The following is a 14,590-nucleotide window of genomic DNA, read 5'->3' as shown; positions in this document are numbered from 1 at the left end:
GGTCCTGAAGCCGCAGCTCAGCGGTCGATACGCACCGTGGCGCCGGCCAACTGGTCCTCCACGAGCCGGACATCGGCGTCGACCATGATCCGGGCCAGCTCCTCCACCTGGACGGCGGGTTTCCAGCCGAGCAGGTCCCGCGCCCTGCTCGCGTCGCCGATCAGCGCGTCCACCTCGCTGGGCCGCTCGTACTTGGGGTCGTACCGGACGTACTCGGCCCAGTCGAGCCCCACGTGCGCGAAGGCCGTCTCCACGAACTGCCGTACGGTCGACGGGACTCCGGTCGCCACCACGTAGTCGGTCGGATCGTCCCGCTGGAGCATCCGCCACATCGCGTCGACGTACTCGGGGGCGTATCCCCAGTCGCGTACGGCGTCGAGGTTGCCCAGATAGAGCCGGTCCTGCAGACCCGCCTTGATCCGCGCGACGGCCCTGGTCACCTTGCGGGTCACGAAGGTCTCGCCCCGGCGCGGCGACTCATGGTTGAACAGCACCCCGTTCACGGCGAACATCCCGTACGCCTCGCGGTAGTTGACCGTCGCCCAGTACGCGAAGACCTTCGCGGCGCCGTACGGGCTGCGCGGGTGGAACGGGGTCTGTTCGTTCTGCGGCGGCGGGGTCGCGCCGAACATCTCCGAGGAGGACGCCTGGTAGATCCGCGTGTCGATGCCGCTCGCCCGGATCGCCTCCAGGAGCCGCAGCGCACCGAGGCCGGTCACATCACCCGTGTAGAGCGGGGCGTCGAAGGAGACCCGCACATGCGACTGCGCGCCGAGGTTGTAGACCTCGTCGGGGCGGATGTCGCGGAGCAGGTTCACCAGCGCCACACCGTCCGAGAGATCCGCGTGGTGCAGGACGAACGAACGGTTCACCTGCTGCGGGTCCTGGTAGATGTGGTCGATCCGCTCGGTGTTGAAGCTCGACGAACGGCGGACCAGGCCGTGCACCGTGTAGCCCTTCGACATCAGCAGTTCAGCCAGGTACGAGCCGTCCTGCCCGGTGACGCCGGTGATGAGTGCGGTCTTGCCCATACGTGCTGCGCCTCCCTGACGGACCGGCCCTCAGCCGGTCCGTGTCATGCGGATATGGTGTGTTACAGGCCTGAATTCCCGATCTGCTGTACTGCGGTCGCCGTCGGCCTGGCATGATCCGGGCCATGACTCAGTCGACGAGCGCCTCCGTGAGCGCATCGATGTCGTACCTGCCCGAGCGGGCCCGGATATTCGTCGCGGGACACCGCGGTCTCGTGGGTTCCGCGATCGCCCGCCGGCTCACCGCCGACGGGCACGAGGTGATCACCAGGACCCGCGCCGAGCTCGATCTGCGCGACGCCGAGCGGACCGCCGCCTTCCTCGCCGAGACCCGTCCCGACGCCGTCGTGCTCGCCGCCGCGAAGGTCGGCGGGATCATGGCGAACAGCACCTACCCGGTGCAGTTCCTGGAGGAGAACCTCCGGATCCAGCTGGCCGTCGTCGCCGGCGCGCACGCCGCAGGCGTCCGCCGCCTGCTCTTCCTCGGCTCCTCCTGCATCTACCCCCGGCTCGCCCCCCAGCCCATCACCGAGGACGCGCTCCTCACGGGCCCGCTGGAGCCCACCAACGAGGCCTACGCCCTTGCGAAGATCGCCGGGATCGTGCAGATCCAGGCGTACCGCAAGCAGTACGCAGCGCAGTACGTCTCCGCGATGCCGACCAACCTCTACGGCCCCGGCGACAACTTCGACCTGGAGAGCTCGCACGTCCTGCCCGCCCTGATCCGCCGCTTCCACGAGGCCCGCGAGGAAGGCCGGGAGGAGATCACACTCTGGGGCTCCGGCACCCCCCGCCGCGAGTTCCTGCACGTCGACGACCTCGCCGCCGCCTGCGCCGTCCTGCTGCGCGGCTACGACGGCGACGAGCCGGTCAACATCGGCTGCGGCGAGGACCTCACCATCCGCGAACTCGCCGAGACCGTCGCCGATGTGACGGGCTATCAGGGCAGAATCGCCTGGGACACGAGCAAGCCCGACGGCACCCCGCGCAAGCTCCTCGACGTGTCCCGGCTGACCGGCCTCGGCTGGAAGCCGGCTGTCGCCCTGTCGGACGGGATCGCCGCCACCTACGCCTGGTGGCGGGAACAGCACTGATCTCATGCGGCGGCCGGCCCGTCAGTACGCTCCGCGACCGTCGACGACGGCGCGGAACGTACGGGCCATGACATCCACATCGCTGGTGAAGGACCAGTTGTCCACGTAGTGCAGATCGAGCTCGACCGTCTCGTCCCACGACAGGTCCGAACGCCCGCTGATCTGCCAGAGCCCCGTCATCCCCGGCCGCACGGCAAGCCGCCGCAGCTCCACGTCCCCGTACCGCGCCACCTCCTCCGGCAGCGGCGGGCGCGGCCCGACCAGCGACATCGAGCCGAGCAGCACATTGATCAGCTGGGGCAGCTCGTCGAGCGAGGTGCGGCGCAGCAGCCGCCCCACCCGGGTCACCCGCGGATCGCGGCGCATCTTGAACATCAGCCCGTCGTGCTCGTTGGCCCGCTCCAGCTCCGCCCTACGGGCGTCGGCGTCCAGGAACATCGTGCGGAACTTCCACATCACGAACGGCACCCGGCCCTGGCCGACCCGCACCTGCCGGTAGAAGACCGGACCCCGCGAGCCGAGCCGCACGGCGGCACCGATCGCCAGGAACACCGGCGAGAGCAGAAGCAGGCCGAGCGCCGCGCCCGCCCGGTCCATCACGGACTTCAGAACGGGCTGGACCCCGCTGCGCAGCGGCGGAGCGACCCGGAGCAGCGCGAGCCCCGCCGCCGACGTGGTCTCCAGACGCTTGACCGCGCACTCCACCAGGCCCGGCGCCAGGGCGAGTTCGGTCCCCGCGTCGTGCAGCCCCCAGGACAGGCGGCGCAGCCGCTCGCCCGCCATCAGGGGGCCGGCCGCGACCAGAACGATGTCCGCCTCCAACTCGCGCGCCGCGGTGAGGACATGGCAGGTGTCGCCGTCCGCCGCCTCCGGTGTCCCGGTCCCCAGACGCGCCGCGACCGGGGCGCCGGTGCGGACCGGGCCCTCGCCGATCGCGACCACGCCGACCACCACGTACGGATGCTCGGTCCTTCCCGCGAGGTGCTCGGCGACGTCACCGGCCGCCGCGGGTTCGCCGAGGACGAGGACCCGGGTGACCACCTGCGCCTCCCGGCGCGCAGCCACAAGGTGATGCCACGTCAATTTCGAGCAGAGCAAGGTGAGTACGGGTGCCGGAAGCAACGCGGCGAGGCAGAGCAGCGCGGGATGGTGCAGATCGGCGGCGGCCCGCAGGACGGCGAGCACTCCGAGCAGGATCAGCCAGTCGTGCAGGACGGGCAGACTGCCCCGCGACTCCCCGAGCTCGCGCCGCGCGTACCTCCGGCGCAGCGCCCGCACCGCGACCCAGGACAGGGCGGCGACGGCGGCGCCGGTAAAGGCGTACGGCTGGCGCTCGACCCGGAGGATCAGAGCCACCGGCGCGCCCACCCCCAGGGCGTCGACGGTCAGCGCGACGACCGGATACCAGCCCGCCTTCGAGCGGGGACGCGCCGCGACCGGCGGTGAACCGGCCGCGGATCCAGCGGAGTTGGTCTCAGTGGTGCGGGCATGCCACATGTACCCCCCAGGCACGTGTTGACGTTCGCCATCTTGTTCATCGACCCCCTGATCGACGAACAAGCGTCGCAACGCCGGAACAGTACGACATACGCGCGCACGTCCGCTGCAGTTCACGCGAACGACCTCAGAAGGTGATGGCGTATTCATCTCGTGACATCGCGACCGGTGTGGACACGGCCGGGCGCATGATACGTCTGTCCAACGGGAGTTGACGCACGTGAGGCCGTGTGGGGAAGGGGTGGGGACGTGTCGGAGGGGGACGAGGTCGCCATGGGGGAGAGAGCCACGGATGTGGCGGAAAGCACACCCCCTGTCACGCCTCGTAAGCGCCGAGTGAGCCCGAAACGCGTCCTGTTGGCCGCGCTCGCCCTCCTCGGCATCGGAATCCTGCTGGCCGGCGGCGTCGGCTGGTGGGCCGTCGAGCACTACACCGGCAAGGTCGACCGCATCCCCGGCGCCTTCCCCACCCACGTCCCGCCCGCCGAACAGCCCGCCCCCTCCAAGGGCGGACAGACCTTCCTCCTCGTCGGCGTCGACAGCCGCTCCGACCTGCCCACCACCGGACGCGACGCCAAGGCGCCGACCTGGACGTACGGAGCCCAGCGCAGCGACACGATGATGCTGGTCCACCTCCCGGCCGACCACTCCGGCGCCTACGTCGTCTCGCTGCCCCGCGACTCCTGGGTCGACGTCCCCGGACACGGCAAGGCCAAGCTCAACGCCGCCTTCTCCTGGGGCGGCCCGCCCCTGCTCATCGACACCGTCCAACGCCTCACCGACGTCCGCGTCGACCACCTCGCGATCATCGACTGGGAGGGGTTCAAGCAGCTCACCGACACCGTCGGAGGCGTCGACCTCCGCGTCGACGGCACGGTCCGGCACATGAACGGCGAGCAGGCCCTCGTCTACGTACGCGAGCGCAAGAACCTGCCGCGCGGCGACCTCGACCGCACCCACCGCCAGCAGAACTTCCTGCGCGCCGTCCTCACCAAGGCCATGACCACCCGCAACCTGACCAACCCGGTCAGGACCGCCGAACTGCTCGACGACCTCACCGCGAGCGTCAGCGTCGACGACCGCCTCAGCGACGGCGATCTGCGCGAACTCCTCTGGGACAACAAGTCGGTACGCCCCGGCGACATGGTCTTCATGAACGCGCCCGTCGCCGGCACCGACACCGTCAAGGGCCAGTCCGTCGTCCTCCTCGACGCGAAGGAATCCGGCACGCTCTGGGCGGCGATGCGGAACGACACCATGGCCGCGTACGTCGCCGCTCACCGCACCGACCGGCTCGGAAGCGGTACGCGGTAGGCCGGCCGGACCCGTCCGCCACACGCCCGACGGTGGTTGTTCCACCGCCGGTCATCGGCTGTACTGACAGCCGGCCCGCACGGACGCCTGCGCGTTCGCGGGACCGGCGGCTATCCCGAACGACCCTAAGGACGCCCATGGCTGACAGGTCCTCAGGCCGGACCCATCGGGCGTCCGGACGGCGCAGGCTCGTCCCCGGGATCACCCTCGGCGTCCTGCTCCTCGGCGCCTGGGCCGGTATCGGCACGGCCGGAGCCCTGCGCGCCGACGCCCCCGCCGACGCGGGGTCGGCGCCCCCGAAGGCGTACAGCACCGCCCTCCCCTTCGACCTGCCGCCGACGGCCGAACTGCGCCGCTCGGCCAAGCTCGTCTTCGCCCACTACTTCACCCCGTACCCCCTCTCCCTCGACAACGAGCCCGCCGACCGCGACTACTACACGCGCAACTACCTGACCCCGGACGGCGAGAAGGGCAAGCACCGCGCCTACGGAGGACTGCTCCGCGACCGCCCGCTCCCGGCCGCACCCGAAGCCGGGAACTGGGAACTCGCCCACCTCCGCCAGGAGATCCGCACCGCCCGCGACGCGGGACTCGACGGCTTCACCCTCGACCTGCTCTCCGAGAGCGGACGCAACCGGGACCGCGCCGAACTGCTGCTCACGGCCGCACACGAGGAGGACCCGGGCTTCCGGATCCAGCTCATGCCGGACATGACGGCCCTCACCGCGGCCACCCCCGCCTCCCTCGCCGAATCGCTCGCGGAACTCGCCCGCCACCCCTCGGCGCACCGGCTGCCCGACGGCCGGCTCGTCGTCTCCCCGTTCAAGGCCGAGGAGAAGGACCCCGACTGGTGGCGGGCGATGATGCGTGCACTGGAGAGCCGGCACGGCATCAGGACCGCGCTCGTCCCCCTCTTCCTCGACTTCACCCCGGACCGGGAGAGTTACGCGGCGATCAGCCACGGCCTCTCCGAGTGGGGCGCCCGCACCCCCGACCGGCAGGCCGGAGCCGTGGCCGACGCCCGACGGGCCCACCGGCTCGGCAAGATCTGGATGCACCCGGTCTCCGTCCAGGACGCCCGCCCCAATCAGGGCCTCTTCGACGAGGCGGGCAACACCGAGACGCTACGCGCGAGTTGGGAGGCGGCCATCGAATCCGACGCCGACTGGGTCCAGCTCACCACCTGGAACGACTACTCCGAGGGCAGCCATGTCGCGCCCTCACTGCACAACGGCCACGCCTACCTGGACCTCTCCTCCTACTACCTGACCCGGTTCAAGACCGGCGCCTGGCCGAAGATCCTGCGCGACACGCTCTATCTCACCGCGCGCGTCCAGTTCGTCGACGACGTCCCACCGGCCACGCGCCAACCCCAGGTGATACGGCCCCGCCCGGGCACCGCCACACCCCGCGACACCGTCGAGGTCCTCTCCTTCCTCACCGCCCCGGCCGACGTCCGCACCAGGACCGGTTCCGCCGGCGACAGCCACCGCGCGCCGTCCGGCGTCCACGCACACCTGCTGCCGCTCCGCACCGGAGACAGCTCCGCGACCGTCGTACGCGGCGGGACGACCACGACCACGGTCACCAGCCGCTACCCGGCCCGCCGCCCGGTCGACCGCCAGGACCTGCAGTACTACGCGGTGACGAGCGGCCGGGCCCAGCGCTAGGGCCTGTCCGGCGGCTGTCCGGCGGTTGTCAGTGGCCGGTCCTACCGTGGGGACATGACGACGAATCGGGGGACCTTCGAAGCGGCGACGGGAGACGACCCGCCGCTGCCGGAGGGAGACGTGGAGCAGCGATCGCGTGAGGTGCGGGCGGCCGTCGACGGGCTGCTCCAGATCCGGCGGCTGACCGGCGGCGAGGGCACGGGGGACGCGCGGCGGCGGCCCGCCGAGTGGGAGCGAAGACGGCCCGTCCGGGCGGTCGCGCTCGCCCTGGAGGCGGCGGGCGTCAGGCCCTCGGCCGTCGACGCCTCGGGCGCACGGGTGGCGACGGGGTACCGGGTCACGGCAGGGGAGCGGCCCGGCACGGCCGTCGTGGAGTGGGTGGGGCCACCCGGTTCCGGAGCCGCCCAGGAGGAGGAGTCCGCCCTGGGCGCGTGCGTGCCCGCACTGGAGCGGCTCGGCTGGGAGGCGCTGCTCTACCGGGGGCCGCGCCGCCGACGGTTCCTGGAGGTGGAACCACTGGGGGGAGCGCCGAGCACGTAGCGGGGGCGGATGCGGGGGCGCGGGTGCCTCGCCCTCGGTCCGGCGCCGCGCGGTGCGGCTCCGCTCAGGCGATGGAGGCCGAGACGATCGCGGAGACCGCGATGTTGCAGGAGGCCGTCACCCAGACCGCCGGGTGCGGCTGCGGGTCGACGAGGGTGGCGCCCAGCTTGCCCGGGGTGACCAGGTCCACGACCAGGAAGGCCACGGCCATCATGACCAGGCCGAGCAGACCGAAGGCGGCCGTCGACGCGAGGCCCTTGCCGAAGTCGTCGTACGTCGTCCAGATGGAGGTGAAGACGATGCCGCCGATACCGAGCAGCGCGGAGCTCAGGAGGGTCGCGGCGTTGCGGTTGCGCTCCTCCCAGATCTGGCGCCCGAGCTTCCCCGGCGTGAGCACGTCCACCAGGACGATGCCGAGTATCAGCAGCACCACGCCGAGGGCGCCGTAGGCGGAGGCCCGGCCGAGGCCGTTGACGATGTCGCTCATGGGTTGCCGGCTCCGAGATGTGAGGGATCGTGAGTGATCGCGGTCAAGGACCGGCAAAATGTAGCGCATGCGTCGAGGGCCCCGACCAGGTGGCCGGGGCCCGGGGCTTCCGTCTGCATCAGGCCGGACGGTTCAGAGGCCCGGCGGAAGGTCCTTCGCCCGCGAGCGCACCCGGACGGCGGTGCCGATCTCGACGACCCCCACGACGAGCAGCCACACTCCGCCCAGGACCATGAGCACGGTCGCCGATTCGAGCGGCGACACGATCAGGACGACGCCGGCGAGGGCGTTCACGATCCCGAGGAAGACCTGCCAGCCACGGGCGGGCATCGTGGGGTCGGATGCGGCCGCCACGGTCTGCGTCACCCCTCGGAACAGCCAGCCGATGCCGATCCACAGCGCGAGCAGCAGGATCGACTGCGTCGCGCCCTTGAAGCAGAACAGGCCGAGGAGGATCGACAGCGTGCCGCTGATGAACGCCATCACCCGCAGCGCGGTCGAGGCGTGCGTGCCGAAGGCGGCCACCAACTGCATGACACCGCTGAAGAGCAGGTACAGGCCGAACAGCACACCCGCCACGAACAGGGAGGCATCCGGCCAGACCAGCACCAGGACGCCGAGGACGAGCGAGGCGAGACCGGCGACGAGCAGCGCCTGCCAGGCTGCGCCCGCCAGCACGCCGAGCGGCCCGGGAGGCACATCAGGGCGCCCACTCCCGTAGGGGTCGTCACCGTCGGACGGCCGTTGATGGGTCTGCGTCATGGAACAACTCCCGTCCGCTCAGAGCGGTGTCGCGTACGTGCTGAGGAAGAGCGCCTCCGCCAGCGCCATGTGCTCGATCTCGCGCGGGTCCACGCTCTCGTTCGGGGCGTGGATGAGGCAGCCCGGCTCCTCCACCCCGATCAGCGCGATCTCCGCCTCCGGGAACTGCCCGGCCAGGACGTTGCAGAGCGGGATCGAACCGCCCTGCCCGGACTCGACCATGTCCTTCCCGTAGGCCTCGAGCATCGCCGCGCCCAGCGCCCGGTACGCCGGTCCGTCCGAACGGGCCCGGAAGGGTTGCCCGGTGCTCTCCGCCTCCACCTCGACCTTCGCGCCCCACGGCGCCGCCGAGGCCAGATGGTCGGTGAGCGCGCGCAGCGCGACGTCGGTGTCCATGCCGGGTGGGACCCGCAGGCTCACCCGGGCCCGCACCTGCGCCTGGACGGCTGCCGAGGAGCCCACCACCGGTGGGCAGTCGATGCCGAGGACCGTGACCGCGGGCCGGGCCCACAGCTCGTCCGCCACCGATCCCGAGCCCAGGAGCGCGACCCCGTCCAGGGCCCCGACGTCGGTACGGAACTGGTCCACCGGGTATGCCACCCCGTCCCACACCCCGTCGCCGGGCAGGCCCTTGATCGTCGTGTTGCCCCGGTCGTCGCGGAGGCTGTCGAGGATCCGTACCAGCGCGGCCAGCGCGTCCGGGGCGGGGCCGCCGAACATGCCGGAGTGCATCGCGCCCTTGAGCGTGGAGACGGTGACGACGACATTGGTCAGGCCCCGCAGCGAGGTCGTCGCGGTCGGCAGACCGAGCGCGAAGTTGCCGGTGTCGCAGATCAACAGACAGTCGGCGGCGAAGAGTTCGGGCTGCATCGGCACCAGCTGTTCGAGTCCGCCGGTGCCCTGTTCCTCCGAGCCCTCGGCCACGAACTTCAGCGAGACCGGGAAGCCGCGCCCGCCCGAGCCGCCGCCCAGCGCCCGCAGCGCCGTGAGGTGCATGGCGATGTTGCCCTTGCAGTCCGCCGTGCCGCGGCCGTACCAGCGGCCGTCGCGCTCGGTCAGCTCGAACGGAGGGGTGGTCCAGGCCTCGTCGTCGAGCGGCGGCTGCACGTCGTAGTGGCAGTAGAGGAGCACGGTGGGGGAGCCTTCGGGGCCGGGCGCGTGGCCGACGACCGCGTCGGTGCCGTCCGGGGTGGTCACCCGGCGCATGTCCTGGAGGCCCGCCTCCGTGAAGGCGCGGACCAGGAAGTCGGCGGCCTTCGCGCACTCCTCGGGCGGGAACTGGCGGGGGTCGGCGACCGAGCGCATCGACACCAGCGCCGCCAGATCCTCCTTGGCCCGGGGCATCAGCGCCCGGACCTTCTCGCGCAGCGCGGCGGTCGCGGCCGACTCCGTGGGCGAGGCGGCCTCGGCGATCCCGTCGGTGGTCCCGGTGGACTCGGTGGACATGTGCACCCACTTCCTTGCGGCCTGCCCCCGAGCGGCAGAAGCCCTCCCACTCAAGCAGCAGGGAACAAAGGCCGCAAAACATCCCCATGTGGAGCAACAACAGCGTGGCCTCGGCGCCCTCGGCGGCGAGAGTGGAAGGCGTACGCCTTCGGCCCTGCCCAGGGAGACCCCAGATGACCACCCTCAACCGCCGCGACCTCGGGCTTCTCGTCCTCCGGGTCGGCACAGGTGCCGTCCTCGCCGCGCACGGCACACAGAAGCTCTTCGGCTGGTTCGGGGGCGGCGGTGTGGAGGCCACGGCGAAGGGGATGGAGGCGATGGGCTTCCATCCGCCCCGGGAGAGCGCGATCGCCGCGGGCCTCGGCGAGGCGGGCGGCGGGGTCCTGCTGGCCCTCGGCCTGGCCACCCCGGCGGCCGGAGCCGCCGCGGCCGGGGCGATGGCGGGCGCGGTCGCCGTCCACGCACCGGCGGGCTTCTTCGCCGCGGGCGGCGGCTACGAGTACCCGGCCTTCCTCGGCTTCTCGGCGGCCGCCATCGGCATCGCGGGCGCCGGCCGCTACTCCCTCGACCACGCCACGGGGCACGTCCTGGACCGCCCCTGGGTCGTGGCCACCGCCTTCCTCGGCAGCGCCCTCGCGGCCGCCGCCGTCGTGGGCCGCCGAGCCCAGGCCCGGGCGGAGGCGACGCACGAGGCGGAGGCCGACGAGGTGGAGGCGGACGGGCCGGCGGAGGAAAGCACCACCTGACGTCACACGTTCAGCTCGCGCTCACACCGTGCTCGGGCCATCGCGCCGACGCGTCGTACAACGCGTTGATCTTGCGCGAGGCCTTGAGGAACGCGTGGTCGACCGTGCCGTCCGCCGGGCGGGCCCGGCGGACGGCCGTGTCCATGATGAGGAGACGGGATGTCTCCGCCGGGTCGGGACCGAAGACGTACTCGACCGAACCGTCCGCCTCGGCGACCTTGCGGAAATAGACGAGCGAAGCCAACTACCGTCCCCTTGACCAGTCTTCCGGTGCCGCGCCGTTCACGCACACCTCGGACCATGGTGACGTACGCGCGCCTCAGCCGAGGAACTCCCCGTCGCGGGCGACGACGACACCGCCGTGGACGACCAGGTCGCGTCGGGGCATGTCCACCACGACCTGGGGCAGGCACTCGCCCGCCACGAGGACGAAGTCGGCCGGGGAACCGGGCGCGAGGTCGGCGTGGGCGAGGCCCATCACGTCCGCGCCGCCGTGGGCCGCGACCCGGTAACAGTTCGTCAACTCCTCGTCGAGGCGCACGTCCGTCACCCACCCGAGCAGCTGCGCGCGGTGCAGCATGTCGGCGTTGCCGAACGGGCTCCAGGAGTCGCGCACACCGTCGGAGCCGAGCCCGACCCGGACACCGTGCTCGCGCAGCCGGGCGATCGGCAGCACGAGGGAGTCGGACGGAGCCACCGTGGTGAGGGCGATGTCCTGCTCGCCCAAGTCGGCCGCGATGGAACCGAGTTCCTTGTCCGTCAGGCCCGGGAGGCAGAAGACGTGGCTGACGGTGACCTTGCCCGCGAGGGACAGGGCACGCGTCCGCTCGATGATGCCGCGCATGGCCTTGACCCCCTGCTCACCGCGGTCGTGCAGATGGATGTCCACGCCGACGCCGTGGCGCTCCGCGATGCCGAAGACGAGGTCGAGCTGCTCGTCGAGGGCGTTGTCGAATCCGATCGGGTCGATGCCGCCGATCATGTCGACGGCCCCCGACCGCGCCGCCTCCTCCAGCAGCTCGGCCGTGCCCGGGGTGCGGACGACGCCGTGCTGCGGGAAGGCCACGATCTGGACGTCGAGGGCGTGCCGCAGCCGCTCGCGGGCCTCCGCCACACCCTCGACGCCCGCGAGTCCGTAGGCCGGGGCCACATCGGCGTGGGCGCGCATCGCCCGCGTACCGCGCGTGACCGCGTGGGCCATGAGACCGTACGCGCGCGTCGCGACGGGGCGGCGCTGGCTGCGGTACAACTCCACGTCCTGGGCGACGTAGTCGGCGATGCTGCTCGCCGGCCGCCGCGAGACCCAGGAGCCGCCCCAGGTCGTCTTGTCGGGGTGGATGTGGGCGTCCACGAGCGACGGGAGCGCGATCCGGCCGCCACCGTCGACGACCTTCGCGCCGCGCGGCGCCGGACCGTCCGAGACGCGGCCGTCGACGACCACGAGATCCGTGGCCTTCGCGGCTCCGAACGGACGCACGTCACGGAAGACCACGGCCGTGCCCCGACGCCCCGACCGACCGGAGGCCGCCGCTGCGGCGGGGGCCGCCGCGGCACCCATCGTGGCGGTGGCCCCGGCGAGGGCGGCGGCGCCGGCCAGCATCGTGCGGCGGGAGAGGGCGCTGGGGGAGGGGGCGGACGGCTGCATGGGGACTCCTTGGGGAGGCGGGAGGGGAGGGTGGGGAGCGGAGGGAGTTGGCCGGCCTGGGGCGGGGGGAGGGCGTGGTCGTACGGCGCCCGTCGACGAGGTCGGAGGGCGCTGCAAGCCGGACCTAGGGCCTTGGACTTGGACCCGGACCCGGGGTCGGACCCCCCGGGGTCGGACTCGGACCCGAGGTAGGTCGGCCGACGAGGTCAGAGGGCGATGCCCGCCCGTACGACCCGTACCGGCTGCTTGAGTACAGAGACGTCGGCCAGCGGGTCGCCGTCGACGAGGATCGCGTCGCCCGCGAAGCCGCGCGCGAGACGGCCCGCCGTGCGCTCGACGCCGAGGAGGCGGGCGGCGCCGGTGGTGGCGGTGCGGATCGCGTCGAGGGCCGGCAGCCCGGCCGCGCGCATCAGTTCGACCTCCTGGCCGATCGGGCGCACGGTGCCCCCGGACGAGTCGGTCCCGGCGGCGAGCGGGACGCCGAGTTCGTACGCCGCGAGGACCGCCCGCTTCAGCACGGGCAGGTACGTGCGCCCACGCTCGGCGAGTACGGGGTCGGGGGACGCGGCAAGGCCGGCGATGGCGGTGAGGGTGGGGGTGAAGTACGTACCCCTGCGGCGCATCTCGTGCAGGGTGCGCTCGCCGACGAACGCACCGTGCTCCAAGGAGCGGATGCCGGCCGTGACGGCGTCGTGGCAGCCCTGCTCGCTGTAGCTGTGGCACAGGACGCCCTTGCCGCGCCGCCGGGCCGCGGCGACGATCTCCGAGAGCTGCTCGTGCGAGTACACCTGGGTGAGCGGGTCCTGCTCCGGGAGGCCGGCGCGCTCGTTGACCCGTGTCTTGATCACGTCCGCGCCGCGGGCGAGGTTGACCTCGACGACCCGGCGCAGGGCCTCGGCCGAGCGGACGCCGTCCTTGAGCCGGGCGAGCGGGGTGAGGTCGGGGTCGGCGAGCACGGTGTCGCCGAGATCGGGGGTGACGAAGACCCCGGCGGCCGTCAGCCGGGGCGCCAGGGTGGGGCTGTGGCGGGCGAGTTCGCGAACGGCGATGTCCTGGTAGAACGAGGTCGATCCGCTGCGCGCGCCGGTCACGCCCTGGCGTACGGCGTCGCGGGCCTCGGCGGCGGTGCTGAGGTGGATGTGCGCGTCGATCAGGCCGGGCAGGATCCAGCGGCCGTGCGCGTCGAGCACCTCGACGCCCCGAGGGACGGTGACGCTGCCCTGAGGGCCGGCCGCGCGCACGGTCCCGTCCACGATCAGGACCACGGCGTCCTCGACGACCGCGCCGGTGGCCGGGTCGAGGAGGGTGCCTCCCCGGATCAGGAGGCTTCCGCCCGGCCGCCGGGTGTCGACGGTGGAGGCGGTCGTGGCGGTGGCGGCCGCCGCGGGCCCGGTGGCGGTGGTGGCGGCCATGGTCCCGGCGAGCGCGGCCGCACCGGCGAGGACACCGCGACGGGTCAGCCTGCTGGAGGGCGGCGGCGTGGCTTCGACGCACATGGGGGCTCCCTGGGAAAGGGGACAGTGGCACTCCGTTTTGTATACCAAGCGGAGAAGCGTCAGCAAGGGTGGCGCGGAAAGAGTGGGAAAATCCTAGGTAGAGGTGGGCGTGACCTCTCTCCTGGTATACAAAGACCTCACTCGGGGCCGAAGAGCGAGCGAAGGGCCACCGCCCTGCTGTCCCGCACGTGCAGCAGCGTGCTCGCCGCCGCGGCCTCCGCGTCCCCGGCGGCGATGTGCCGGTACATCTCGGCGTGTTGGGCCCGCATGTGCGAGGGTTCCTCGCGCAGGCCGAAGAGCAGCCGCAGCTGCCAGCTCAGCTGCTCCATGGTGCGCGCGAGCAGCGGGTTGCCCGCCATGGCCACGACGCCCTCGTGGAACGCCGTGTGCGCGGCCACCTCCTGCGTCCCCTCGTCGGCCGCGGCCGCCGACTCGGCCCGACGCAGCGTCGCTTCCAGGGCGGCAAGACCGGCGGGTCCTTTGCCGCCGCCCGCCGCCACGGCCCGCGCCGCGAGCCGCGACGCCTGGACAGTCAGCGGCTCCCACACCTCGTACAGGTGCTCCACATCGGCGCGCTCAAGGCGTCGTACGCGGACACCGCTGTTCGGCAGCAGTTCGAGCAGCCCCTCGGCGACCAGGGCCCGCAGCGCCTCCCGTACGGGCACGCGGGACATGCTCAGCTCCTCGGCGACCTCACGCTCGACGAGGCGGGCCCCCTGCGCGTACCGCCGGTCGACGATGCGCTGCAGGACGGCCTCCCGAGCCTGAGCACTGAGCGAGGCCGTTCCCCCCGCCGAGCCCCTGCTGCCGCGCTCTGCCACTTCGCCGCCCTCTTCCGTCCATCGCCACGGGCCCATGCCCG

General features: G+C 72.4%; 14 protein-coding genes. 5 read left to right on the top strand and 9 right to left on the bottom strand.

The window, feature by feature from the left end:
* Positions 1-17 precede the first annotated feature (17 nt).
* A complete protein-coding gene (gene gmd / locus ACGFYP_RS02130) occupies positions 18-1,031 on the bottom strand; it encodes a GDP-mannose 4,6-dehydratase (RefSeq protein ID WP_393485376.1) in 1,014 nt (337 codons plus the stop codon).
* Between the two features lie 125 nt (positions 1,032-1,156).
* On the opposite strand from gmd, the gene ACGFYP_RS02125 reads away from it, so the two are divergent.
* Positions 1,157-2,125, top strand: coding sequence for a GDP-L-fucose synthase family protein (locus ACGFYP_RS02125; protein ID WP_393485374.1), 969 nt, complete (start codon positions 1,157-1,159; stop codon positions 2,123-2,125).
* A gap of 21 nt (positions 2,126-2,146) precedes the next feature.
* Here the strand turns inward: ACGFYP_RS02125 and ACGFYP_RS02120 are convergent, their stop codons facing one another.
* Positions 2,147-3,622: a sugar transferase gene (locus ACGFYP_RS02120; protein WP_393485372.1), complete on the bottom strand. Its 1,476-nt coding sequence runs from the start codon at positions 3,620-3,622 to the stop codon at positions 2,147-2,149.
* Positions 3,623-3,958: 336 nt separating this feature from the next.
* Between ACGFYP_RS02120 and ACGFYP_RS02115 the strand changes: the two genes are divergently transcribed.
* The 3 genes from ACGFYP_RS02115 to ACGFYP_RS02105 all read left to right on the top strand — a co-directional run bounded on the left by ACGFYP_RS02115 (position 3,959) and on the right by ACGFYP_RS02105 (position 7,146).
* Positions 3,959-4,936: an LCP family protein gene (locus tag ACGFYP_RS02115; RefSeq protein ID WP_393485370.1), complete on the top strand. Its 978-nt coding sequence runs from the start codon at positions 3,959-3,961 to the stop codon at positions 4,934-4,936.
* Between the two features lie 137 nt (positions 4,937-5,073).
* Positions 5,074-6,606, top strand: coding sequence for a glycoside hydrolase family 71 protein (locus tag ACGFYP_RS02110; protein ID WP_393485368.1), 1,533 nt, complete (start codon positions 5,074-5,076; stop codon positions 6,604-6,606).
* A 54-nt stretch (positions 6,607-6,660) separates the two neighbouring features.
* Entirely contained in the window at positions 6,661-7,146 is a 486-nt protein-coding gene (locus ACGFYP_RS02105) for a hypothetical protein (RefSeq protein ID WP_393485366.1), read from the top strand.
* 64 nt (positions 7,147-7,210) lie between these two features.
* Here ACGFYP_RS02105 and ACGFYP_RS02100 read toward each other — a convergent pair whose 3' ends face one another.
* From ACGFYP_RS02100 to ACGFYP_RS02090, 3 genes are all read right to left on the bottom strand, one after another.
* Entirely contained in the window at positions 7,211-7,633 is a 423-nt protein-coding gene (locus ACGFYP_RS02100; RefSeq protein ID WP_361965231.1) for a DUF350 domain-containing protein, read from the bottom strand.
* A gap of 132 nt (positions 7,634-7,765) precedes the next feature.
* The gene (locus ACGFYP_RS02095) at positions 7,766-8,395 is read right to left on the bottom strand and encodes an HdeD family acid-resistance protein (RefSeq protein WP_393485363.1); all 630 of its coding nucleotides are present in this window, start codon (positions 8,393-8,395) and stop codon (positions 7,766-7,768) included.
* Positions 8,396-8,413: 18 nt separating this feature from the next.
* A complete protein-coding gene (locus tag ACGFYP_RS02090; RefSeq protein WP_393486009.1) occupies positions 8,414-9,739 on the bottom strand; it encodes a dipeptidase in 1,326 nt (441 codons plus the stop codon).
* 275 nt (positions 9,740-10,014) lie between these two features.
* Between ACGFYP_RS02090 and ACGFYP_RS02085 the strand changes: the two genes are divergently transcribed.
* The gene (locus ACGFYP_RS02085; protein ID WP_393485361.1) at positions 10,015-10,587 is read left to right on the top strand and encodes a DoxX family membrane protein; all 573 of its coding nucleotides are present in this window, start codon (positions 10,015-10,017) and stop codon (positions 10,585-10,587) included.
* A 10-nt stretch (positions 10,588-10,597) separates the two neighbouring features.
* On the opposite strand, the gene ACGFYP_RS02080 is transcribed toward ACGFYP_RS02085, so the two are convergent.
* The 4 genes from ACGFYP_RS02080 to ACGFYP_RS02065 form a co-directional block, all read right to left on the bottom strand.
* Positions 10,598-10,831: a hypothetical protein gene (locus ACGFYP_RS02080; protein ID WP_393485359.1), complete on the bottom strand. Its 234-nt coding sequence runs from the start codon at positions 10,829-10,831 to the stop codon at positions 10,598-10,600.
* A gap of 75 nt (positions 10,832-10,906) precedes the next feature.
* Positions 10,907-12,232 (bottom strand): amidohydrolase family protein, encoded by a 1,326-nt coding sequence (locus ACGFYP_RS02075; protein ID WP_393485357.1) that lies wholly within the window; start codon positions 12,230-12,232, stop codon positions 10,907-10,909.
* Between the two features lie 206 nt (positions 12,233-12,438).
* Positions 12,439-13,728: an amidohydrolase family protein gene (locus ACGFYP_RS02070; RefSeq protein WP_393485354.1), complete on the bottom strand. Its 1,290-nt coding sequence runs from the start codon at positions 13,726-13,728 to the stop codon at positions 12,439-12,441.
* Between the two features lie 137 nt (positions 13,729-13,865).
* Positions 13,866-14,585 (bottom strand): GntR family transcriptional regulator, encoded by a 720-nt coding sequence (locus ACGFYP_RS02065; protein ID WP_393486007.1) that lies wholly within the window; start codon positions 14,583-14,585, stop codon positions 13,866-13,868.
* Positions 14,586-14,590: the final 5 nt, after the last annotated feature.

This window comes from Streptomyces sp. NPDC048370, assembly GCF_043200825.1.
GTDB lineage: Bacteria > Actinomycetota > Actinomycetes > Streptomycetales > Streptomycetaceae > Streptomyces.
The sequence above is the reverse complement of the archived record's forward strand: the minus strand, read 5'-3'. Positions and strand labels throughout refer to the sequence as shown.

Excerpts from the sequence above, each read along its gene's own strand:
- gmd (WP_393485376.1), bottom strand. The coding sequence starts at position 1,031 with ATGGGCAAGACCGCACTCATCACCGGCGTCACCGGGCAGGACGGCTCG.
- ACGFYP_RS02125 (WP_393485374.1), top strand. The coding sequence starts at position 1,157 with ATGACTCAGTCGACGAGCGCCTCCGTGAGCGCATCGATGTCGTACCTG.
- ACGFYP_RS02120 (WP_393485372.1), bottom strand. The coding sequence starts at position 3,622 with ATGTGGCATGCCCGCACCACTGAGACCAACTCCGCTGGATCCGCGGCC.
- ACGFYP_RS02110 (WP_393485368.1), top strand. The coding sequence starts at position 5,074 with ATGGCTGACAGGTCCTCAGGCCGGACCCATCGGGCGTCCGGACGGCGC.
- ACGFYP_RS02105 (WP_393485366.1), top strand. The coding sequence starts at position 6,661 with ATGACGACGAATCGGGGGACCTTCGAAGCGGCGACGGGAGACGACCCG.
- ACGFYP_RS02100 (WP_361965231.1), bottom strand. The coding sequence starts at position 7,633 with ATGAGCGACATCGTCAACGGCCTCGGCCGGGCCTCCGCCTACGGCGCC.
- ACGFYP_RS02095 (WP_393485363.1), bottom strand. The coding sequence starts at position 8,395 with ATGACGCAGACCCATCAACGGCCGTCCGACGGTGACGACCCCTACGGG.
- ACGFYP_RS02090 (WP_393486009.1), bottom strand. The coding sequence starts at position 9,739 with ATGCCCCGGGCCAAGGAGGATCTGGCGGCGCTGGTGTCGATGCGCTCG.
- ACGFYP_RS02085 (WP_393485361.1), top strand. The coding sequence starts at position 10,015 with ATGACCACCCTCAACCGCCGCGACCTCGGGCTTCTCGTCCTCCGGGTC.
- ACGFYP_RS02075 (WP_393485357.1), bottom strand. The coding sequence starts at position 12,232 with ATGCAGCCGTCCGCCCCCTCCCCCAGCGCCCTCTCCCGCCGCACGATG.
- ACGFYP_RS02070 (WP_393485354.1), bottom strand. The coding sequence starts at position 13,728 with ATGTGCGTCGAAGCCACGCCGCCGCCCTCCAGCAGGCTGACCCGTCGC.
- ACGFYP_RS02065 (WP_393486007.1), bottom strand. The coding sequence starts at position 14,585 with ATGGGCCCGTGGCGATGGACGGAAGAGGGCGGCGAAGTGGCAGAGCGC.